Here is a 20989-nt window from a genome sequence, read left to right as displayed (position 1 = left end):
GATTAGCCCTCGAGCAACTGGGCGAAGGGGGTGATGCGCTCAGGGTCGAACTCCTCGTCGATGCTGGGAGCACGGCGACCGGTCGCTCGCCCGAACTCGCCGGTCGAGGTCGCCGTGGCGTCGGCGCGAGCCGCGGCATCGGCGCGAGCTGGGCCCGAGGCACCGGCGATCCCGCTCAGGTCGCCGGCAAGGCCGATGAGCTCCTCGCCGGCCTGCCGGATTCGAGCGGTGAGGCTGCGCCCGCCCTCGATGCTGCCCCAGTCGTCCGTGGCCGCGAAGACCGTGGTCGGGACGACGATGCCCTTGAGGTAGGACAGCATCGGTCGCAGCGCGGTCTCGCCGGCCTGGGAGTGACGCGGGGTGCCGCCGGTGGAGGCGATGAGCACGGCCTTGCCGACGAGGGACTTCTCGTCGATGAGCTGCCAGAACAGCGTGTGCAGACCGACCGGAGCCACCTTGTACACGGGTGTGACGGTGACGATCGCATCCGCCGCGGCGACCCGGGAGTAGGCCTCTTCGAGCGCCTCGGACCGGAACCCGGTCAGCGCCATGTCGGTGAGCGCCGAGGCGAGACTGCGGATATTGATGGTCTCGGTCCTCACGGTGACGCCGGTCGACTCCCCCACCGAGACCGCCTCGGCGAGGATTCGGTCTGAGAGCTTCAGCGTGCTCGAGTCTTCGCTCAGCGAGGTGGTGACGGCGAGGACGGTGATGGTGCGTGTACTCATGCTCGTTCTGCTCCTGTTTCCTGGGCCTCGGCGGCGCGGGCCTGCCGATCGGCGAATGCGCGCGATCCCTCTCCGCCTCCGGGGATCGGGTCCCTGCCCTCACGGTGGCGGAGGACGAGTGACTCGTGGGTCGGGGCGTCGGGCACCTCGGCGGGACGGTTTTTGGCGAACTCTTCGCGCAGCACCGGGATGACCTCTTCGCCGAGCAGGTCGAGCTGCTCGAGCACGGTCTTCTGCGGCAGCCCCGCGTGGTCGACGAGGAAGAGCTGACGCTGATAGTCGCCTGCCCAGTCGCGGAAGCCCAGGGTGCGTTCGATGACCTGCTGCGGTGAGCCGACGGTCAGCGGAGTCTGCGTCGAGAAGTCCTCGAGGCTGGGTCCGTGGCCGTAGACCGGGGCGTTGTCGAAGTAGGGACGGAACTCCTTGACCGCATCCTGCGAGTTCTTGCGCATGAAGACCTGACCGCCGAGTCCGACGATGGCCTGGCTGGCAGTGCCGTGGCCGTAGTATTCGTAGCGCTGGCGGTAGAGCTGGACCATGCGCGCGGTGTGCGAGGTCGGCCAGAAGATGTTGTTGTGGAAGAAGCCGTCTCCGTAGTACGCGGCCTGTTCGGCGATCTCAGGGCTGCGAATCGACCCGTGCCAGACGAAGGGAGGGACCTCGTCGAGCGGCGTCGGCGTGACCGTGAAGCCGTTGAGAGGTGTGCGGAACTTGCCCTCCCAGTCGAGGTTCTTCTCGCGCCAGAGGCGGTAGAGGAGGTTGTAGTTCTCGACGGCCAGCGGAATGCCCGAACGGATGTCCTTGCCGAACCAGGGGTAGACCGGCCCGGTGTTGCCGCGGCCCATGATCAGGCTGATACGGCCCTCCGAGAGATGCTGCGCGTAGGAGTAGTCTTCGGCGATGCGCACGGGATCGGTGGTGGTGATGAGTGTGGTCGCCGTCGAGAGCCTCAGCTTCTCCGTCTGCGCGGCGATGTTCGCCAGCAGAACCGGCGGGTTGGCGGGGGCGACGAAGGGCGGGTTGTGATGTTGACCGGTGGCGAAGACATCGAGTCCGACCTCTTCGGCCTTCTTCGCGATCTCGACCGTGTTCTTGATCCGCTGATGCTCCGACACGCTGGTGCCGTCGGTGGGGTCCGTGGTGACATCCCCGATGGTGAAGATTCCGAATTCCATGGCTGCTCCTTCTGCTCCGAGCCCGTTGCGAGCGAGCTCCCTTCGAACCAATGCTTCAGTTTTGAAGTAATTAGTTGAAATTTTAACAGACACGGCGGTGAAAGTATTCCCGGCGGCCTGCGCCGGGCCTCAGAAGGTGCTCAGATCCAGATCGCGGGATCGATGAGCTGGAAATCCGCCTCGGGCGATGCGGTCTTCTTCTCGTCCACGCTGGCCGGGGCGTCCGACTTCTTCTCGCGGACCTTGGCGGGGATGCCCACCGCGCTCGAATCGCTGGGCACGTCCTTGACGACGACCGCGTTGGCTCCGACGGAGGAGTTGTCGCCGACGACGACAGGGCCGAGGATCTTCGCGCCCGCCCCGACGAGCACGTGATTGCCCAACGTCGGGTGGCGCTTGGTCTTCTCCATCGAGGTCCCACCCAGGGTGACCTGGTGGTAGAGCATGACGTCGTCGCCGATCTCCGAGGTCTCGCCGATGACGACTCCGTTGGCGTGGTCGATGAAGAAGCGGCGTCCGATCTGCGCGCCCGGGTGGATCTCGACACCGGTGAGCGTACGCACCGCTTGGGACATCAGCCGCGCGGGCACTTTGCCTGCGTCATGCTGCCAGAGTCGGTGGAGACCGCGGTGAGCCCAGATCGCATGCATGCCGGGGTAGGAGAGGATGGAGACGAAGTCGTTCGATGCCGCGGGATCGCGCCGCTGAACGGTGTCGAGGTCCTCGCGCAGCGCCGCCCGGAAGTCCTTTCGGCTCAGCCCGTAGGCTGCCGCCCCCACTGCCGCTGCCGCCACGGTCCACAGTGCCTTCATCTGTTCAGTCCTCGCTCATTCGGTTCGTTGCGGTATTCGTCTCGTCGGCTCGCCGGGCCAGCCCGGCCCGACCCAACCCGGCCAGGCCCAGCCCGACCGATCCCGGTGCCGGTGTCGGCCTCGTCAACAGCGTGAGGGCGTCAAACACAAGTTTGACGCCCTCACCCACTCATCGGTCAACCTCGCAGGCGACCGACCGGTGCTGCTGTGATCAGTCGAGGTATTCGGAGAACAGCGGAGTCGACAGGTAGCGCTCGCCATAGCTCGGGATGATGACGACGATTCGCTTGCCAGCGTTCTCCGGACGCGCTCCGACCTTCTCTGCAGCGAAAAGGGCGGCACCCGAGGAGATTCCGACCAACAGGCCCTCTTCCTTGGCAACTTCGCGGGCGCGCTCGATGGCCACCTCGTTGTCGACATCGACGACCTCATCGTAGATTTCGGTGTCGAGGATGCCGGGGATGAAGTTCGCGCCGAGGCCCTGGATCATGTGCGGGCCCGCTTTGCCCTCGGTCAGCAGCGGCGATGCGGCGGGCTCGACGGCGACGATCTTGATATCGGGGTTCGCCTCACGCAGGGCCGCGCCGGCGCCGGAGATGGTGCCGCCCGTCCCGATTCCCGCAACAAAGATGTCGACCTTGCCGTCGGTGTCGGCGAGGATCTCGGGGCCGGTGGTGGCCTTGTGGATGGCGACATTGGCCTGGTTCTCGAACTGGCGCACGAGCACGGCGCCTTCGGCGGCGACCTCTTCGGCCTTCTCCACAGCGCCCTTCATCCCGGCAGCCTTGTCCGTGAGGACGAGTTCGGCACCGAAGGCACGCAGGAGGGCCCGGCGCTCCTTCGACATCGACTCGGGCATGGTGAGGACGACCTTGTAACCGCGCGAGGTGCCGACCATCGCCAGCGCGATGCCGGTGTTGCCGGAGGTGGCCTCGACGATCGTTCCGCCGGGCTTGAGCTCACCGGACTGCTCTGCTGCGTCGATCATGGCCACGCCGATGCGGTCCTTGACCGAGTTGCCGGGGTTGGACGATTCGAGCTTGGCTACGATCTCGGCGCCCGAGCGCTCGCTGGCCTTGTTGACGCGGACCAGCGGTGTGCGGCCGACCAGTTCGGAGACATTGTTGAAGATGGTCAAGATATGTCCTTTCACGCTTCTGTGCTCGCCCGCCGCAGCAGGCTGTGACGCAACCGTCACCCAAACACCAGCTGGAGGGTTCAACAGCTGATCTCATCTCGTGAAACGAGACGCTTCGCACCCATCATAACCACCCGAGCCCCGAGCATGTTCCTCAGGCGGTTGCTCAACAATCACTGTTCGCTGGGGGCGAAATATCCGGTCATATGAGGTCATATGCTGACAGGGCGTCGGTTGGGCCTCGGTGCTGGGACCGGAATCGACGCTCAACCGCTGAGCAATATGACTCGGTCGCGATTCAGCCCGCACGAGAACCGGGTGCCGGCTCCCACCTCGGCGCCGGTGACGGTGACTTCGGATCTGAGACGCCGAGGCGGGTCTCCGCCGGTCTCTGACCACCGGGGACGCTCCTGCCGCGGGTGCGGAGAACGATACGATTGTCCGCATGACCATTCATCCCATCGTCATCTGCGGCGAACCCGTCCTCCACCGGCGAGCTGAGAAGATCACCGACTTCGACGAGGAGCTCGCCGCCCTCGTCGCCGATATGCACGAGACCCTCGATGCGAGCAATGGAGTCGGCCTCGCCGCCCCGCAGATCGGGGTCGGGAAAGCCATGTTCGTCTTCAACGCCGAGGACGATTCGGGAGTGCGCCGGCGCGGCACGTTCGTCAATCCGGTGCTCATCGCCTCGAAGATCCCGGACACTCGCCCGGACCCGGATGAGGAGACCGAGGGGTGCCTGTCGGTGCCGAGCCTCGACTTCCCGCTCAAGCGGGCCGATCGCGTCACGGTCAACGGAGTCGATGAGACCGGCGCACCGGTGACGCTGAGCGCCGAGGGGTGGTTCGCCCGCATCATGCAGCACGAATACGACCATCTGCAGGGAACGCTGTATGTCGATCGGCTCGACAAGCGCTGGTCGAAGAAGTGGAAGAAGGCGCAGGCGGAGAACGGCTACAACGAACCGGGACGGTCGTGGATGCCCGGAGTCGACCCGGATCCCTTCGGTCACTGACACCCGACTTCGGACACAGACACCCTGCGTCCGTATCAGATGGTCATCCGCCTCAGACGGTGATCACTCGATGGACTTCTGAGCGCTTTCGATGGATTGCTGGGCTGCGGCCAGGCGGGTGTCGAAGTCCTCGAAGTCATCGGCGGTCTGATCGAGTTCGGCGACCAGACCGGAGATGATCGACGACTGCGATTCGGCGTCGATGCGCAGTTCTCTGAACTGCCAGTCGGCCGAGTCGTCGGCCGCTGTCCGTGAGAGCACGTCGAGCACGCGATCGCCGAGTTCACGGGAGCGCTCCGAATTGTGCAGCAGCATGAGCTGCTGGTCGAGTTCGGTCAGCCGCTCGTAGTACTCGTGCATCGAACGCACCCGATTGGCCATCGAGGTGAAGGCCACCGCGAGCTTGGACAGGTAGGTTTCGACGGACTTCGCTGTGCCCGCATCGCGGATGCTCTCGATTTCCTCGCGCAGGCGCACCAGCTCCTGCAGGCGCATGCCGATCGAGGCCACCGCGTGGTCGAGGTCGACGCGGGAGACATGCTCTGTCAGGATCGGATGGGTCCAGGCCCGTGTCCTCACGATCTTGCGGGCGATCGTCACGGCGAGGTGGAAGAGACGCTGCTCATCGGTGTCGCGTCCCTCTTTGCGACCGGGTTGGAAGCCGAGGCTCGCGGGGGTGATCCACTTCGCCTGTGAGACCTTCGAACGGTTCTTCCGGCTCAGCCGTTTCGGATCGCGCAGGTACTTCGGGGCCGTGACCGCAGCGAAGACTCCCGTGCCCACTGCAGCGGTTCCGCCGAGAGCGCCGAAGGTCAGTGCGGCATCGGCGAAGCCCGACAGCAGGGCGAGACCACTGGGGGCGGCGAAGCCCGCGGTCACCGCGGTGCCGGCGGCCGTCCCGCCCTTGAACATCACGCTCGAGCGGAAGAAGTTCCGGCTCATGCCGCCGGTGAGCATGATCGCGCTCGGCGATCCGGCCGTGTACCGGTAGCCGCGGGCGTTCCAGGCTCGAATGATGTCCTCGTTGACGCTCTCGGGCACGAGGACGCGATAGATCGGGACTGATTTCCCGCACTCGCTCTTCCACAGCGACTTCCACGACTGAGCCACGGCTCTCACCTCCACGCGTGTGGTGCACGCTCACCTCGAGGCTGCCGACCTCGACGCCGATTCTCGGGAAGAATGCGAACAGCCACACCCTCCCGCTGTACCTGAGACTCGAATGAGTCTCTTGGTGGCACAGTCTAGAGGGTGTGGCTGGATCAATCCTGAGTCGTCCTCAGCCGCCCAGCTTCGCGAGGATGAGGTCCTTGGCCTTTCCGGCGTCGGCCTGACCGCGGGTGGCCTTCATGATCGGACCCATGAGCGCGCCGATGGCCTGCATCTTCCCGCCCTTGATCTTCTCGACCACGTCCGGGTTCGCTGCGATCGCCTCGTCGACGGCGGCTTCCAGAGCACCGGTGTCCTCGACGATCTCGAGACCGCGGGCACTCATCACCTCGGCGGGCTCGCCTTCGCCTGCGACGACGCCGGAGAGCACGTCCTTGGCGAGCTTGTCGTTGAGTTTGCCCTCATCGATGAGTCCCGTCAGGCTCGCGATCTGGGCCGGGGTGACGAGCTCGGTGGGGTGCTTGTCCTCCTGATTGGCCAGGCGGGCGACCTCACCGGTCCACCATTTGCGAGCCGCAGCCGGTTTGGCTCCGGCGCTGACGGTGTCCTCGATGGCTTCGAGCAGACCGGCATTGACGATATCGCGCATCTCGAGGTCGCTGAAGCTCCATTCCGCAATGAGGCGGCGGCGCTTCTGCGCGGGCAGCTCGGGCAGACTCGCCCGCAGCTCCTCGACCCATTCGCGGCTGGGCGTCAGCGGCACGAGGTCCGGCTCCGGGAAGTACCGGTAGTCATCGGCATCGGATTTCGGACGCCCCGAGGTGGTCTCCCCGGTGTCCTCGTGGAAGTGCCGGGTCTCCTGGACGATCGATACGCCGGCCTCGAGGCGGGTCGCCTGGCGGGCGATCTCGAAGCGGACGGCACGTTCGATCGAGCGGAAGGAGTTGACGTTCTTCGTCTCCGTGCGGGTGCCCAGAGGTGCTTCGGGGCTCTCCCGCAGGGACACGTTGACGTCGGCACGGACATTGCCCTGCTCCATGCGAGCCTCGGAGACGCCGAGGGCACGGAAGATGTCACGCAGTGTGCGAACGTAGGCGGCGGCCACCTCGGGGGCCCGCTCCCCTGTCCCGGTGATCGGGTGGGTCACGATCTCGACGAGGGGTACCCCGGCCCGGTTGTAGTCGACCAGGGAGTGGTCGGCACCGTGGATGCGTCCGGTCGCACCGCCGATGTGGGTGTTCTTCCCGGCGTCTTCTTCCATATGGGCGCGCTCGACGGGAACCGTGACGAGGGTTCCGTCCTCGAGTTCGACCTCGACCTGTCCCTCGGCGGCGATGGGCTCATCGGACTGGCTGGTCTGGAAGTCCTTGGGCACGTCCGGGTAGAAGTAGTTCTTCCGGGCGAAGCGGCAGGTCTCGGCGATCTCGCAGCCCATGGCCAGGCCGATCTTGATCGCATACTCCACACCCTTCTCGTTGACCACGGGAAGGGAACCCGGCAGGCCGAGGGAGGTGGGGGTGATGTTCGAGTTCGGTCCGCCGCCGAAGGTGTTGGGGGCGGCGTCGAACATCTTGGTCGCGGTGCCGAGCTCGACGTGGACCTCGATGCCGATGACCGGATCGTACTTCTTGATCGCCTCTTCGTATTTCACTTCCGCAGTCCTTCCGCGAGGGTGTCGAGCACTCGTCCGCCGGCCGATTCCAGTGCCGCCTCGAGCGGTCCGGCCACCTCGTAGAGCTTCACGTCTTCACGGGCCGGAGCGAGGATCTGGAATCCGACGGGCAGGCCGTCGGCCAGACCTGCGGGCAGGGACAGCCCCGGGATGCCGGCGAGGTTCGCCGGGATGGTGGCGACGTCCCCGAGGTAGAGGGCCATGGGATCGGCATCCGCCTCGGCGCCGAACTTCAGTGCGGTCGTCGGTGCCGTCGGGGACACGAGGACGTCGCATGATTCGAAGGCCTTGGCGAAGTCGTTCTGGACCAAGGTGCGGATCTTCTGCGCCGAACCGTAGTAGGCGTCGTAGTAGCCGGCCGAGAGGGCGTAGGTGCCGAGGATGATGCGGCGTTTGGCCTCGGAGCCGAAGCCGGCGGCACGAGTGGCGGCCATGACGGTCTCAGCGGTGACGGGACCGGACTCGGGTTCGACGCGCAGGCCGTAGCGCATGCCGTCGTAGCGGGCCAGGTTCGAGGACACCTCGGAGGGCATGATCAGGTAGTAGGCGTCGAGGGCATAGGAGATCGCCGGGCAGTCGACCTCGACGATCTCGGCACCTGCGGCCGCGGCGGTCTCGAGGGCCGCGGAGAACGCGTCGCGAACCCCGTCCTGGTAGCCCTCGCCGCGCAGCTGCTTGATCACACCGAGCTTCTTGCCCTTGAGATCAGAGGTCTGGGCGGCGCTGAGGAAGCCTGCCACCTCGTCGGGCAGCGAGGTCGAGTCGAGCGGATCGTGGCCGGCCAGCAGTTCGTGCAGGGCCGCGGCATCGGCGACAGATCGGCCCATCGGGCCGACCTGGTCGAGGCTCGAGGCCATCGCGATGATGCCGAAGCGGGAGATCGAACCGTAGGTCGGTTTGACGCCGACGGTGCCGGTGAAGGCGGCAGGCTGGCGGACGGAGCCGCCCGTGTCGGTGCCCACCGACAGCGGCGCCTGGAAGCCGGCGAGGGCCGCAGCGGCACCGCCGGAGGAGCCTCCGGGCACGTGTTCGAGGTTCCACGGGTTGCGGGTGTCGCCGAAGGCCGAGTGCTCGGTGGTCGACCCCATCGCGAACTCGTCGAGGTTGGTCTTGCCGAGCACCGGCAGGCCGGCGGCCTTGACCTTCTTGTGCACGGTGGATTCGTAGGGCGGCACCCAGTTCTCGAGCATCTTCGAGCCTGCGGTCGTGCGCACGCCCTCGGTGACGACGAGGTCCTTGAGTGCCACGGGCACTCCGGCCAGGGCGTGGACCTCGGCACCGGCGGCACGCTGGGCGTCGACGGCCTGCGCGGTCTCGAGCGCGAGCTCATCGGTGACGGTGATGAAGGAGTGGAAGTCCTCCTCGGTGGCGTGGATGCGGTCGAGGTGGGCCCGGGTGACGTCGACGGAGGAGAACTCGCCGGATTTCAGTCCTGCGGCGAGTTCGAGGGCGCTCTTGGAGGTCAGTTCGCTCATCATTCCTCCCCGAGGATCTGGGGGACGAGGAACTTGTCGTCGGCCGCTGCCGGAGCCGAGGCCAGGGCCTGTTCGCTGGTCAGCGTCTCACCGACGACATCGGGGCGCAGCACGTTCGTCAGTGCGATCGGGTGGCTCGTTGCGGGCACATCATCGCCGGCCACTTCGTTGACCCTGGCGACGTTCTTAAGAATTGTGGTCAGATCACCGGCGAGCGCGTTCAGCTCGTCCTCGCCCATGGCGATCCGAGACAGCGAAGCCAAATGCTCGACCTGCTCGGGGGTGATTGCGGAGGACTCCGTCATTCCCTGCCTTTCATCGTCTCTGTTTGCTCGCCCCCCAGTCTAGTCCGTCCCGCGGCCGGGTTCGGGGCGGTCCGATGTGAGCTGCGCCGAGGCGGTGCTGGGGCGGTGTGGCAGGGACAGGGAGGCAGGGCCAAGGTCAGGCCGGAAGGGCGTCAAGGCGGGCAGAGCGCGGGCAGGCGTTCGCCGAGGTGGTGCCGCGACTGCTGGTCAGGCGACGGTGCGCTCTGGCCAGGTGCGTTCGCCGCGGATGTAGCTCGAGAGGTCGCCGAGGACACGGTCGGCGTCGGCCTGGGAGAATTCCCCGGCCGCGACTCCGGCCTGCAGGTCGCCGGCGAGTTCACTGACCCGGGAGTTCGCGTCGGCGGCGGTGAGCGCGACGAGTCCGGCGGCCCGCGCCGAGGAGGCGACAGGTGCAAGGGGAGCGCCGGAAGCGGCAGAATCGTCGGTGGCGCCGGTAGCGGCGGTGTGCTCGGTGGCAGCGGTCGGCTCAGCCGAAGAGTCGCGATCGGAGACGATCGTGAACGTGCCGGATCCGCCCTCGGTATCCTCGTCGGCATCGTCGTCACGGTATCGGCTCAGCACCGTCGGGGCGGTCGACGCCCCGGGCAGTGCCGACGGTGCCGCACGTTTGGCGGGCTGCTGGCCCGGATTGAGAACGAGGTCGGCGATGCCCGCGGTCACGGGTGCGGCGGTGAGGACGGCGGCGAGAACCACGGCTGTTCCGGCGATCAGCCGGGGAATCGACTTCATGCCCTCCACTCTCCCACCGCAAACTGTCCCCCGACTTGATTCCGGCTGTGACGCAGCTTGATGTTCGGTGACGGGTCGGTGCGAAGCGTGAGCCCGGTCACCGACCGCCGGCCGCCGGCCGGACCCGCTGCTTCAGCCGAGGCTGCCGGTCTCCAGCAGGGTCCGGAACTCGTCCTCGTCGAGGACCGGCACGCCCAGGGACTCGGCCTTCTCGAGCTTCGATCCCGCGTTCTCACCGGCGACGACATAGTCGGTCTTCTTCGACACCGAACTCGCTGCCTTGCCTCCGGCCCCGAGGATCGCCTCCTTGATGCCGTCGCGGGTAAAGGTGGACAGCGACCCGGTGGCGACGATCGTCAGGCCCTCGAGGGTCTGCGCCCCGGCTTCCTGCTCCTCGTCCTCCATTCGGACCCCGGCGGCGGCCCAAGCCTCGATGATCTCGATATGCCAATCGACGGCGAACCACTCGCGCAGGCTCGCGGCGATCGTCGAGCCGATCCCGTCGACGGCAGAGAGCTCCTCGAGGTCGGCCGCGCGGATCGCCTCGAGAGTGCGGAAGCGTGCGGCCAGGGTCCGCGCGGCCGTCGGTCCGACGTGCCGTATCGACAGAGCCACGAGAACCCGCCACAGGTCCTGATCACGCGCCTTCTCCAGCTCCTCGAAGAGCTTCTTCGTGTTCGCACTCGGTGCGCTCGGCTTCTTCGCGGTCCCGCGCGTGTAGAAGTAGGGAACAAGTTCCCGCTCCCCCGTTTCGACTCCCTTGACCTTCTTGTTCCGCCAGATCTTGACCTCGGCGAGGTCGTCGGCAGTGAGATCGAACAGGTAGGCCTCCGAGGTCAGCGGCGGCTGCTCGGGTTCGGCCGGCGCAGTCAGCGCCAGTGCCGCCTCCTCACCGAGCGCTTCGATGTCGAAGGCGGCCCGGGAGGCGAGGTAGAAGATGCGGTTGGCCAACTGTGCAGGGCACGACCGCGAGTTCGGGCAGCGCAGATCCTTGTCGCCCTCCTTCTGCTCACCGAGCTTCGTTCCGCACGAGGGACAGTCAGTGGGCATGACGAATTCGTGCTCGCTGCCGTCGCGCTGGGCCACCACCGGTCCGAGCACCTCGGGAATGACGTCACCGGCCTTGCGCAGGGTGACGGTATCGCCGATGAGCACGCCCTTGCGTTTGACCTCGTATCCGTTGTGCAGGGTCGCCCTCTCCACGGTCGAACCGGCCACGGTCACCGGCTCCATCACCGCGAACGGAGTCACCCGCCCGGTGCGACCGACCTGAACCTGGATGTCGAGCAGCTTCGTAGTGACCTCCTCGGGCGGGTATTTGTAGGCGGTCGCCCACCTCGGCGCCCGGGAGGTATACCCGAGGGTCTCCTGGACGGCGATGTCATCGACCTTGATGACGATGCCGTCGATCTCGTGGGTCACGTCGTGGCGGTGCTCGCCGTAGTAGGCGACGAAATCCTCGATCTCGTCGACGGTCTCGAACACCTTGTAGTACTCGCTGATCGGCAGGCCCCAGTCGCGGAAGGCCTCGTAGACCTCCGACTGGTGGGCCGGCTCCGGATGCGAATCATCGGCTGGGGTCCATACGGCGATGCCGTGGACGAGCATGTGCAGCGGCCGCCTGGCAGTGACCGCCGGGTCTTTCTGGCGCAGGGATCCTGCCGCGGAGTTGCGGGGGTTCGCGAAGGGGGCCTTGCCCTCGGCGACGAGGGAGGCGTTGAGTTCGGTGAACTTCTCCAGCGGGAAGAACACCTCTCCGCGGATCTCGACCTCGGCCGGAGGGTAGTCCGTGTCGAGCCGGGTCGGGATGTCGGCGATGGTGCGGACGTTGGCGGTGATGTCCTCACCGATGCGGCCATCCCCGCGAGTGGCCGCGCGGACGAGTTCGCCGTCGCGGTAGAGAAGGTTGACGGCCAGTCCGTCGATCTTGAGTTCGCAGAGGAACTTCGATCGTGCCGAGACCGCCGACCGCGTCCGCTCGTACCAGGCCCGCAGCTCCTCGAAGTCGAAGACGTTGTCGAGACTGTACATCCGTCCGATGTGCTCGACGGGGTCGAAGGTCGAGGTGTCGACGACTCCGCCGACTGTCTGCGTCGGTGAGGAGTCGGTGACGAGCTCGGGATAGGCCTGTTCGAGGTCTTCGAGGCGGTGGACGAGGTCATCGTATTCGGCGTCGGCGACGAGCAGGGAATCCTGATAGTACGCTTCGCGGTACTTCTCGATCTGCTCGACGAGCCCGGCGTGGGCCTGGGCACGTGCGGTGGCATCGGAGAGGTCTGTGTCGGAGAAGTCCGCGCCGGAGAAATCCGCTGCAGAGAGATCCTTGTCCGGCCCATCCGCATCGGCGACGGCCTCGGCGGCTGACTGTTCCGAGTCCTCAGGTTTCGTGGTCATTCGGTCTCCTCAAGGGCACGCCGCACTCCAGCGGCGATCATCATCGTGGCCTGGCTGCTGTCGCTCGTGGTCGGTGCGTGCTCGTCCAGCAGCGGCGGGTGGCCCAGCGGCAGCTCCGGACCGGAGACCATCCCGAAATCGCGCAGGGTGGCGGCCCCCATGCCGATGCGCGTCCACGGCTGGGTGATGCGCTGCGTCCAGTGCTTCACCTCCTGCGGTCTCGATCCGGCTCCGACGGGCAGGTGCAGCCAGGTCCCGAGCCCCGCCTCGGCGATCATGGCCAGTTGCTCCCATCCATGTGCTTTCAGGGTAGCCAACGGCACTGACACGGCGTTCGCACCGGTGGATCGGACCACCTCGGCGGCGGGGATCTCCTTGCCTCGCAGGTGCACGGACCGCAGGTCGGGCAAGGCCAGCACGGTCGGCGGCAGGTGGCGCAGGGTCGATTGGAGGGCGGCGTAGACCTGAGATTCGGCGACGGCCGGCAAGGTGCGCCATCCGGAGACGGTGGGCCAGGTGCCGGTGAGCACGGGGTGGAGCCGCGACTCGACGAGACGGACGGTCGGCTGGACTCCCAGTCGGCGCAGCTTCTCGGCGAAGCCCGAGATGCCGTACGCGTAGGCCTGAATGACGTCGCGGCGTGCCCCGTGGTCGGCGAGCACCGCGGAACCCGAGCTGAGATTGAGTGCGGTCACGAGCGTCCACGGCCCGGGCAGAGAGAGTTGGATCTGACCGGTGAAGCCTTCGGCGTATTCGGCGATCGCGTCGAAGGCCTCGCCGAGGGCCGAGTCCTCGAGACGTTCGTCCTTGCCCGCCGAGGCGGTCAGACGCCAGCCGAAGGAGGTCCGGTCGACGTGGAGTTCGCTGAGCAGACTCACGGCACGACCGATCGCATCGGCGCCCCAGCGGTCCTCGGCGCGGTGGGCGCTCAACGGCACGGGCGGGAGCTGATCGCCGAGGATGTCGAATGCGGTTGCGGCCGCCTGCCTGACCGGGCTGGTGGCGTGGTCGTAGCCGGGATTGGTCGTGGTCTGGCCGGGGATCCAGATGCCGGTCGTCGTCGCCGCGGGGAGCACTCGGGACGGCGTCTGCGGGTCGGACTCGCTCGCGTCCGCCTCGCCAAGCTGCGAACCGGCAGATCCGCGGAGCGCCTCAGACATGACGGCGGCTGCGCGGGATTCCGAAGACGTCGACATAGAATCCGAACTCGCTTTCCAGGGAATCGATGATGGTCTCGGCCCGGACGAAGCCATGGGATTCGCCCTTGTACAGACGGTAAATGTACTCCACTCCGGCGTAGTCGAGGGCATCGACGAAGTCCTTGGCCTGAGTGGGCGGGACGATCGGGTCGCGGTCGCCCTGCATGACGGCCACTGGGACGCTGATCTCGGTGACCCGTCTGACCGGAGAGCGTGTGATGTATTCGTCGTGGGCGTCGGGCCAGCGGCCCACGAGGCCGTCGATGTAGTGGGCCTCGAAGTCGTGAGTGTCGACGACGAAGCGCATGAGGTCGGTGACTCCGAAGTACGAGGTGCCGCAGGCGAAGACATCGGTCGAGGCCAGTGCCGAGAGCACCGTCCATCCGCCGGAGGAGGCTCCGGTGATCGCGATCCGCTTCGGATCGGCCAGACCCGCCTCCACGAGGCCGGCGACGGCGGCGACGGTGTCATCGACGTCGACGATGCCCCACTGTCCTTCCAGGCGCTCACGCCAGCGCCGTCCGAAGCCGGTCGAACCGCCGTAGTTGACCTCGAGCACACCGATTCCCCGGGAGGTGAAGTAGCTGGTGCGCGCCGCCATCTCCGGGGTGGCCTGGCCGGTGGGACCGCCGTGGATCGAGACGAGGAAGGGCGGGAGTTCACGGTCGAGGGCGGCGAAGCGCGGATTGTGCGGCGGGTTGATCACCACGGGCACCCCGCCGAGTTCGGTCGCGTAGGGGTGTGTGTAGTAGTCGTGGTGGGCGTCGAGACGCTCCCGCGCGATCTCCGAGTAGAGTCCTGTGGCCCGGTCGACGGCGTAGAGCACCCCGGTGCGGTCGCTCGATTTCGCCGTCAGCAGCAGATGCGTGCGACCGAGGTCATGGAGTTCGAGGCTGCCGAAGGTCTCCCCGGTCGAGTTGACCTCTTCGAATCCGCCGGCCCCTTCCGACGAGGCGGCTCCTTCCGACGAGGCGGGCGTGCGCACCAGCGTCGCCGTCGCGGACTGTGAGTGGGCCCAGATCTCCTCTGCATCCCTGAGATACCACCGGGCGCCGAGCTGCCACAGTGCCCCGCCGATCTCGGCACCGGTGTCGAGGACGGGCCGCAGCTTGGAGATCCCGAGTTCGGGGTACAGCGGCTGAATCCCCGGCTCGCGAACCGCCTCGGTGTCGGCGACCGGAGAGAAGTCGAGGGAGTAGAGAGCCCAGCGGCCGTCGTGGTCGGAGCCGAGGATGAGCGAGGAGTCGGAGGAAAACTCGGGCTGTTGCAGGGAGACTCTCTGACCGGCGTGCTCCTCTTCGCCGGAGAGCTTCGCGCGGATGGGCGTGGCCGGGGTGCGGACGTCGATGAGCCACAGCGTGGTCGCATCCCAGGGCATGTTCGGGTGCTCCCAGCCGATGAAGGCCAGGGTGCTGCCGTCCGGGCTCAGCCTCGGCCAGGCCATGAAGTGGGCCCTGCAGGAGAGCACATTCGTCGTCCCGTGCCGGGTGATGAGGACGATCGCCCGCTCCCGCTGAGTCGACCGGCAGTCTTCGCGCACACACAGCAGACCCCACGGAGTCATGTGCAGATCTCCGTAGCGGATCCGCCCCGAGGTGTCCGGAGTCAGCGCATGAGGTGAGCGTCCCGGAATGATCTGCCAGATCCGCTGATCCGGGGCGTTGACGAAGTAGATGACCTCACTGCGGGGGTCGAGAGCCCATGCCCCTCCCCCGTATTCGTGGACGGCCGAGCGGATGTTGAACTCCGCCGGCAGCACCTGTTCCGAAAGCCCCGGGTGCGACAGCGAGGTCCGCATCAGTCCGGTCCGCGAGTTCTCGGCCGGGACCTTCGTCGAATAGAAGATCTCGTCCCCGCGGAAGGCGGCATCGAAGATGGGCGCGGCACCCGCGGCCACCTCGGCGGCACTCAACGGCGACGACCAGGTCCCGTACGGCGCCGTGACGACATCCTGGGGAGATTCCTTCATACTCCCAGACTATCGCGCCCCGATACCGCGGGCCCGAACGCGCAACCGGGCGTCGAGCGAAGGGCCAAGCCTCGAGCGCAGAGCCGGGCGTCGAGCGCAGACTGCACAACGTCGGCTCTCGATGCTCCGCCCTGCGCTCGCCGGGCGGCTCACGATCGGAGACGCTGCTCAGACGCCGAGGCGGTCCTTGGCGGTGCGGTCGATCGTGGCCTGACCGAGGACTCGGCTGCCCCGGTAGATGACCATGGTCTGGCCGGGGGCGACGCCGGAGAGCTCTTCGTCGACGTCGATGTGCATGAGCTGGCCGGCGGGGCGTGCCGCCGGCACCTCGACCTCGTCGACGATGGGGCTGACTTCGTGCTCGGGTGCCTCGGCGACGAAGTCTCCGAGCCAGGCGCGGGCCGGGACCGGGTCACTGTGAGCCCGGATCTGGACCTCGCAGTCGATCGCGGTGCCCGGTTCGGCGCCGATGTCGGCCGGGACCGGACCGCACCAGGAGGTGCGGATGCCGGTGAGATGGGAGACCGAGAGGTCGGCCCGCGAACCCACGGTCACGGTGTTCGAGGCGGGGTCGAGGCCGGTGACGAATCGCGGCTTGCCGTCGGCGGCCGGCTTCTGGATGCCCAGGCCCTTGCGCTGCCCGATCGTGTAGGTCATCGCACCGTCGTGCTGCCCGAGGACCTCGCCCTCGGCGTCCTTGATCAGGCCGGGGCGCATCGGGATCTTGTCGGCCAACCAGGCCTTCGTGTCTCCGTCGGGAATGAAGCAGATGTCATAGGAGTCCGGCTTGTTGGCCACGGAGAATCCGCGTTCGGCCGCCTCGGCGCGGACTTCGGCTTTCGAAGCGGTGGCACCGATCGGGAAGTAGCAGTGTTCGAGCTGCTCACCGGTGAGCACACCGAGGACATAGGACTGGTCCTTGGCCAGGTCCTCGCCGCGGTGGAGTTCGGGGTTGCCCTCGGAATCGCGGATCACCTCGGCATAGTGGCCGGTGGCGATGGCGTCGAAGCCCAGAGCCAGGGCACGGTCGAGGAGAGCGGCGAACTTGATCCGCTCATTGCAGCGCATGCACGGATTGGGGGTGCGGCCGGCGGCGTATTCGGCAATGAAGTCATCGACGATGTCCTCCTTGAACCGCTCGGAGAAGTCCCACACGTAGAAGGGGATGCCGAGCATGCCCGCCACCCGGTGGGCGTCGCGGGAGTCCTCGATCGTGCAGCAGCCCCGCGAACCCGTGCGCAGGGTTCCGGGCATGCGGGACAGCGCCAGATGGACGCCGACGACCTCGTGTCCGGCATCGACGGCGCGGGCGGCGGCGACCGAGGAGTCGACCCCGCCGGACATGGCGACGAGAATTCTCATGATGCTCCTTGCATCCAACGTGGGGTGGCCGAGACCATTCCGGCCCGGCGAGCCTGATCGACGACGGCCGGCAGCACTTCGAGGAGGGCGTCGACCTCGGCTTCGATGGTGTCATGGCCGAGGCTGAAGCGCTGAGCTGAGCGGGCCGTGTCCTCATCCATGCCGCAGGCCAGCAGCACGTGGGAGGGCCGGGAGACTCCGGCAGAGCAGGCCGATCCCGTCGAGGTGGCCAGGCCTCTGGCATCGAGTCCGAAGAGCAGCGAATCTCCCTCACACCCGGTGAAGGTGAAGTGCGCGTTCGCGGGAAGCCGGCCCCTGCCTCGGCGACCGGAGAGACGGGCACCGTCGATCGTCGATTCGATTCCGTCGATGAGACGATCACGCAGTGCTGTGAATCCCGCGGCCCGGTGCTCGAGATCTCCGGTGGACAGTTCAACGGCCTTGGCGAAGGCCACGGCCCCCGCGACGTCGAGGGTGCCCGACCGGACGCCGCGCTCCTGCCCTCCGCCGTGGAGGATCGGGGCCGGCGCTGCGGCCCGGTCGAGGAGGAGGGCGCCGATGCCCACGGGTCCGCCGATCTTGTGGGCGGTGATGGTCATCGCGGTGGCGCCGAGTGCGGCGAAGTCCAACGGGATCTGCCCGAGAGCCTGGACGGCGTCGATGTGGAAGGGCACGCCGAGCTCCTTGGCCGCAGCTCCGATCTCGGCGATCGGCTGGATGGTGCCGATCTCGTTGTTCGCGGCCATGATGCTGATCACGGCGGTGCGCTCGGGCTCGCGGCGCAGTTCGGCCAGGGCGGCATCGAGATCGAGCCTGCCCTCGGCGTCGACATCGAGCGAGACGACCTCGGCGCCTTGGGTCTCGAGCCATTCCACGGAGTCGAGGATCGCGTGGTGTTCGATCGTCGAGGTGAGCACGCGGGGCCGGGCGGGGGCGTCGAAGCTGCCGCCGTTGCGGGCCAGGTAGAGGCCTTTGAGTGCGAAGTTGTCGGCCTCGGTGCCTCCGGAGGTGAAGATGACCTCCGAGGAGGTGGCGGCGCCGACCGCGTCGGCGATGTCCTCACGAGCCTGTTCGATGCGCATCCGAGCGGCCTGTCCGACGGCGTGCAGGGCCGAGGGGTTGGCGCGCCTGGCCAGTTCCGCGGTGTACACGTCGAGCACCTCGGCGGGCATCGGCGAGGTGGCGGCATGATCGAGATAGATGGGCACCCTTTCGATTTTAGGCCGTGTGGCCGACTTCGGCCAGGAGCAGTGCCGCATCTCACCCGGTTCCCGCCGGTCACGACGGTGCCCGGATCCCCCACGGCGGTGCGGGCGGACTAAACTGGGCCGGGTGTTCACCGTTTTCACCTTCGTGCTCTATGCCGTCTCAGCCGTGCTCAGCGTGTGGTCGATCGTCGAAACCATCCGCAACCGTCCGGCCGGCAGACTGCTCCTCGGTGTCACCGCGCTGCTCCTGCTGCTGCTCATCGCGCAGCTGATCGTCTCGATCGCCGCATTCGGGTCGTCTGAGAATGTCGACCCCCTGCTGTTCTTCGGCTATGTCCTCACCGCGATCCTCGTGGTCGGACTCGCCGGCTTCTGGGCGTTCGCAGAACTCAGCCGCTGGGGTCCGGGAGTGCTCGCCGCGGGTGGACTGACGGTGATCGTGATGATCGAGAGAATGGACCAGATTTGGCAGTGAACGGACGCTCACGGGCGAAGAAGAAGGATGCGGCGATCGGGATCCGCTCCCCCTATTCCGCGATGCACACCGGGCCGGGCCGCGCCCTGACCGCGGTCTATGCGATCTTCGCGCTCTCGGCCACGGCTCGTGCCGGCTATCAGGTGATCCGCGAGTTCGACGTCGCCCCGATCGCGTACTCGCTCTCGGTCATCGCCGCCGTCATCTACATTCTCGCGACGATCTGCTTGGTCATCGGCAACCGGACCTCGCACCGGATCGCGATCGCCTCCTGCGTGATCGAGTTCGTCGGCGTCATCGTCGTCGGCATCCTCAGCTTCACCCATCCGGAGGACTTCGCGAAGCCGTCCGTGTGGTCGAGCTTCGGAATCGGCTACGGGTTCATTCCGCTGATCCTGCCGCTCATCGGCCTGTGGTGGCTCGCTCGCGTCGACAAGCGGGTCCGCCGAGGCTGAGCAGGTCACCGAGGCTGAGCCTCGGGTCCCGGCCCCGGCCCCGAGGCTGAGCCGCGGGACCGAACACCCTGACGCCGCGCGTCACTCGATGCGCGAGGTCAGCACATTCCAGTCGGTGGCGACCGCGCTGAGTTTGTCGTCGGTCTTCAGCAGCACATAGGGATGCGCGGTCTCGACCTTGACGGTGTCGCCGTCCTTGTCGTTCGTCTTCACCGCTTCGACGGTGTCGCCGAGGTCGAGTGAGTAGTCGTCGGGGACTTTGATCGTCAGGGTGCAGCGCACCTCGCCCATGCCGATCGCACCGTGCTCGGTCGACAGCGCCATCGTCGCGAAGTCGAGGTCCTCATACGGTTTGCACTCGACATCGACCTTGTCGAAGCCGGAGTCCTTGTCCCGCAGGTCGCCCAAATAGTCGCGGAATCCCTTGAAACCACCCTCGCCGAGTCCTTCGGCGTCCTTGCCTTCATCCTTGCCGTCGACGAGGTAGGACGAGACCTGGTCCGCCGTGGTCGAGAGCTCCTCGTCGAATGACTCGGGTGCGGTCTCCACTGCGCCCTTGCCGTCGGCCATGAGCGTGGGCATCTGGTCACTGGGGATATAGGAGGCGCTGCGCACGATCGGTTCGGCCGAAGCCGATTCGCGGGTCACCAGCTGCACCTGCGTCATCTGCTCATCACCCTCGGTGGAGTCCTCCGCGGCGGTGCCGAAGGCGTAGAACCACATTGGGTACGCCTCGAAGCTCGGGCTGCCGGCGACGACCTCGGTGAAGTCGGGTGCCCGCAGCTTCTGCTTGGCCTTGTCCGCGATCTGGATCTGCGCCCGGGTCCGGTCGATCAGGGGCGCGCCCTGGATCTTGTCGAGATCCGTACCGCCGTCGCCGAGGATCTTGTCCAGCGACTCGGTGTATCCGGTCATGAACTTCCCGGCCTCACCCGGGCGCATCGCCGTGCGCTCATAGGGCGTGTTCTCCGGGGTGTGCGGCTGCGCGACCGGCAGAGCCGAACAGCCGCTCAGCGCCAGACCGGAGCCCAGTGTCGCGGCCGTGGCGATGCGCATCGACCGTGCCTTTCGCTCGTCCCTGCGCCGAGGCGGTTCCGGAGACTTCTCGTCACCGTGGTAGGCATCCTTCTTCCGCGGTCGGATGCGTCCGCTCCACCAGCGGAGGAAGAAGAACACGGCGAAGCCGGCGAGGATCACGCCGAGGGCGATGCCGAGCAGGCTGAGTCCGAAGACACCGGCCACGCGCATCTTCAGCGCCACGGTGGTGCCGTCGAGGTTGTCATCGGCATTCGCGGGAGCGATCACGAGCACCTGCGGATCGGCGTCGAGATCGAAGGTCTTCGTCACCTTCTCGCCGGTGTCCTGGCTGATCCACCAGTCGCGGTCGGCGATGTCGGTCTCGGGCTTCGGGTCCCCGGGGATGGACCGGTGGACGACCTCATTGGGGAATGACACGTCGCTGATCTGCTCCTGGGCGACACCGTCGAGATAGCTGTCAGCGTCGACGCCGTTCGCCGTCCCGACGAAGAGTTCCTTGCCTTCGGTGTTCTCGGCCTCGACCGTCACGTTCGTCCCCGAGTATGGGACGATGGCCTCATCGAGGACAACCGCATAGGAGCCGTCCTTGACCTTGAAGGCCTCGGTCTCGGTCACCTCGTCGGTGCCGACGACGGACAGGGCCGAGCCCACCAGAACGCCGATCGCGATGGCCGCGACCGCGAACAGGATGGCTGTGGTGAGACGG

18 protein-coding genes are annotated in these 20989 nt (G+C 67.0%); 3 read left to right on the top strand and 15 right to left on the bottom strand.

Annotated features, from left to right (window positions below):
- Positions 1 to 2: 2 nt before the first annotated feature.
- The 4 genes from CV023_RS08240 to cysK form a co-directional block, all read right to left on the bottom strand.
- Positions 3 to 728, bottom strand: a complete 726-nt coding sequence (locus tag CV023_RS08240; protein ID WP_230744983.1) for an NAD(P)H-dependent oxidoreductase — start codon at positions 726 to 728, stop codon at positions 3 to 5.
- Entirely contained in the window at positions 725 to 1903 is a 1179-nt protein-coding gene (locus CV023_RS08235) for an LLM class flavin-dependent oxidoreductase (RefSeq protein ID WP_230744982.1), read from the bottom strand. Before CV023_RS08235 ends, CV023_RS08240 begins: the two co-directional genes overlap by 4 nt.
- Positions 1904 to 2043: 140 nt before the next feature.
- Positions 2044 to 2715, bottom strand: coding sequence for a serine O-acetyltransferase EpsC (gene epsC, locus CV023_RS08230; RefSeq protein WP_230744981.1), 672 nt, complete (start codon positions 2713 to 2715; stop codon positions 2044 to 2046).
- A gap of 211 nt (positions 2716 to 2926) precedes the next feature.
- Entirely contained in the window at positions 2927 to 3853 is a 927-nt protein-coding gene (gene cysK, locus CV023_RS08225) for a cysteine synthase A (protein WP_230744980.1), read from the bottom strand.
- A 445-nt stretch (positions 3854 to 4298) separates the two neighbouring features.
- Here cysK and def point away from each other — a divergent pair, with 445 nt between their 5' ends.
- A complete protein-coding gene (def, locus tag CV023_RS08220) occupies positions 4299 to 4871 on the top strand; it encodes a peptide deformylase (protein ID WP_230744979.1) in 573 nt (190 codons plus the stop codon).
- Positions 4872 to 4934: 63 nt separating this feature from the next.
- Here the strand turns inward: def and CV023_RS08215 are convergent, their stop codons facing one another.
- From CV023_RS08215 to CV023_RS08170, 10 genes are all read right to left on the bottom strand, one after another.
- A complete protein-coding gene (locus tag CV023_RS08215; protein ID WP_230744978.1) occupies positions 4935 to 5981 on the bottom strand; it encodes a hypothetical protein in 1047 nt (348 codons plus the stop codon).
- A gap of 169 nt (positions 5982 to 6150) precedes the next feature.
- Positions 6151 to 7632 (bottom strand): Asp-tRNA(Asn)/Glu-tRNA(Gln) amidotransferase subunit GatB, encoded by a 1482-nt coding sequence (gene gatB, locus CV023_RS08210; RefSeq protein ID WP_230744977.1) that lies wholly within the window; start codon positions 7630 to 7632, stop codon positions 6151 to 6153.
- A complete protein-coding gene (gene gatA / locus CV023_RS08205; RefSeq protein ID WP_230744976.1) occupies positions 7629 to 9128 on the bottom strand; it encodes an Asp-tRNA(Asn)/Glu-tRNA(Gln) amidotransferase subunit GatA in 1500 nt (499 codons plus the stop codon). The genes gatB and gatA overlap by 4 nt, the downstream gene beginning before the upstream one ends.
- On the bottom strand, positions 9128 to 9433 hold the full coding sequence (gene gatC, locus CV023_RS08200; RefSeq protein WP_230744975.1) for an Asp-tRNA(Asn)/Glu-tRNA(Gln) amidotransferase subunit GatC: 306 nt from the start codon (positions 9431 to 9433) through the stop codon (positions 9128 to 9130). The genes gatA and gatC overlap by 1 nt, the downstream gene beginning before the upstream one ends.
- A 207-nt stretch (positions 9434 to 9640) precedes the next feature.
- Positions 9641 to 10183, bottom strand: a complete 543-nt coding sequence (locus tag CV023_RS08195; RefSeq protein ID WP_230744974.1) for a hypothetical protein — start codon at positions 10181 to 10183, stop codon at positions 9641 to 9643.
- 132 nt (positions 10184 to 10315) lie between these two features.
- Complete coding sequence (ligA, locus tag CV023_RS08190; protein ID WP_230744973.1) at positions 10316 to 12577, bottom strand: NAD-dependent DNA ligase LigA; 2262 nt, start codon at positions 12575 to 12577, stop codon at positions 10316 to 10318.
- Complete coding sequence (locus CV023_RS08185) at positions 12574 to 13737, bottom strand: hypothetical protein (protein WP_230744972.1); 1164 nt, start codon at positions 13735 to 13737, stop codon at positions 12574 to 12576. The genes ligA and CV023_RS08185 overlap by 4 nt, the downstream gene beginning before the upstream one ends.
- Positions 13730 to 15745, bottom strand: a complete 2016-nt coding sequence (locus CV023_RS08180) for a S9 family peptidase (RefSeq protein ID WP_230744971.1) — start codon at positions 15743 to 15745, stop codon at positions 13730 to 13732. Before CV023_RS08180 ends, CV023_RS08185 begins: the two co-directional genes overlap by 8 nt.
- Before the next feature lie 168 nt (positions 15746 to 15913).
- On the bottom strand, positions 15914 to 17107 hold the full coding sequence (mnmA, locus tag CV023_RS08175; RefSeq protein WP_230744970.1) for a tRNA 2-thiouridine(34) synthase MnmA: 1194 nt from the start codon (positions 17105 to 17107) through the stop codon (positions 15914 to 15916).
- Entirely contained in the window at positions 17104 to 18315 is a 1212-nt protein-coding gene (locus CV023_RS08170; RefSeq protein WP_230744969.1) for a cysteine desulfurase family protein, read from the bottom strand. Before CV023_RS08170 ends, mnmA begins: the two co-directional genes overlap by 4 nt.
- A 124-nt stretch (positions 18316 to 18439) precedes the next feature.
- Here CV023_RS08170 and CV023_RS08165 point away from each other — a divergent pair, with 124 nt between their 5' ends.
- Together CV023_RS08165 and CV023_RS08160 are read left to right on the top strand one after the other, a co-directional pair.
- On the top strand, positions 18440 to 18790 hold the full coding sequence (locus CV023_RS08165) for a hypothetical protein (RefSeq protein ID WP_230744968.1): 351 nt from the start codon (positions 18440 to 18442) through the stop codon (positions 18788 to 18790).
- A gap of 62 nt (positions 18791 to 18852) precedes the next feature.
- Entirely contained in the window at positions 18853 to 19245 is a 393-nt protein-coding gene (locus CV023_RS08160) for a hypothetical protein (RefSeq protein WP_230745186.1), read from the top strand.
- 81 nt (positions 19246 to 19326) lie between these two features.
- Here CV023_RS08160 and CV023_RS08155 read toward each other — a convergent pair whose 3' ends face one another.
- Entirely contained in the window at positions 19327 to 20934 is a 1608-nt protein-coding gene (locus CV023_RS08155; RefSeq protein ID WP_230744967.1) for a hypothetical protein, read from the bottom strand.
- Positions 20935 to 20989 lie beyond the last annotated feature (55 nt).

Origin of the sequence: Brevibacterium sp. CCUG 69071 (assembly GCF_021023135.1) — a bacterium.
Lineage (GTDB): Bacteria > Actinomycetota > Actinomycetes > Actinomycetales > Brevibacteriaceae > Brevibacterium.
The sequence above is the reverse complement of the archived record's forward strand: the minus strand, read 5'-3'. Positions and strand labels throughout refer to the sequence as shown.

Excerpts from the sequence above, each read along its gene's own strand:
- CV023_RS08195 (WP_230744974.1), bottom strand. The coding sequence starts at position 10,183 with ATGAAGTCGATTCCCCGGCTGATCGCCGGAACAGCCGTGGTTCTCGCC.
- ligA (WP_230744973.1), bottom strand. The coding sequence starts at position 12,577 with ATGACCACGAAACCTGAGGACTCGGAACAGTCAGCCGCCGAGGCCGTC.
- CV023_RS08235 (WP_230744982.1), bottom strand. The coding sequence starts at position 1,903 with ATGGAATTCGGAATCTTCACCATCGGGGATGTCACCACGGACCCCACC.
- mnmA (WP_230744970.1), bottom strand. The coding sequence starts at position 17,107 with ATGAGAATTCTCGTCGCCATGTCCGGCGGGGTCGACTCCTCGGTCGCC.
- epsC (WP_230744981.1), bottom strand. The coding sequence starts at position 2,715 with ATGAAGGCACTGTGGACCGTGGCGGCAGCGGCAGTGGGGGCGGCAGCC.
- gatC (WP_230744975.1), bottom strand. The coding sequence starts at position 9,433 with ATGACGGAGTCCTCCGCAATCACCCCCGAGCAGGTCGAGCATTTGGCT.
- CV023_RS08185 (WP_230744972.1), bottom strand. The coding sequence starts at position 13,737 with ATGTCTGAGGCGCTCCGCGGATCTGCCGGTTCGCAGCTTGGCGAGGCG.
- CV023_RS08240 (WP_230744983.1), bottom strand. The coding sequence starts at position 728 with ATGAGTACACGCACCATCACCGTCCTCGCCGTCACCACCTCGCTGAGC.
- CV023_RS08180 (WP_230744971.1), bottom strand. The coding sequence starts at position 15,745 with ATGAAGGAATCTCCCCAGGATGTCGTCACGGCGCCGTACGGGACCTGG.
- def (WP_230744979.1), top strand. The coding sequence starts at position 4,299 with ATGACCATTCATCCCATCGTCATCTGCGGCGAACCCGTCCTCCACCGG.
- gatA (WP_230744976.1), bottom strand. The coding sequence starts at position 9,128 with ATGAGCGAACTGACCTCCAAGAGCGCCCTCGAACTCGCCGCAGGACTG.
- CV023_RS08160 (WP_230745186.1), top strand. The coding sequence starts at position 18,853 with ATGCACACCGGGCCGGGCCGCGCCCTGACCGCGGTCTATGCGATCTTC.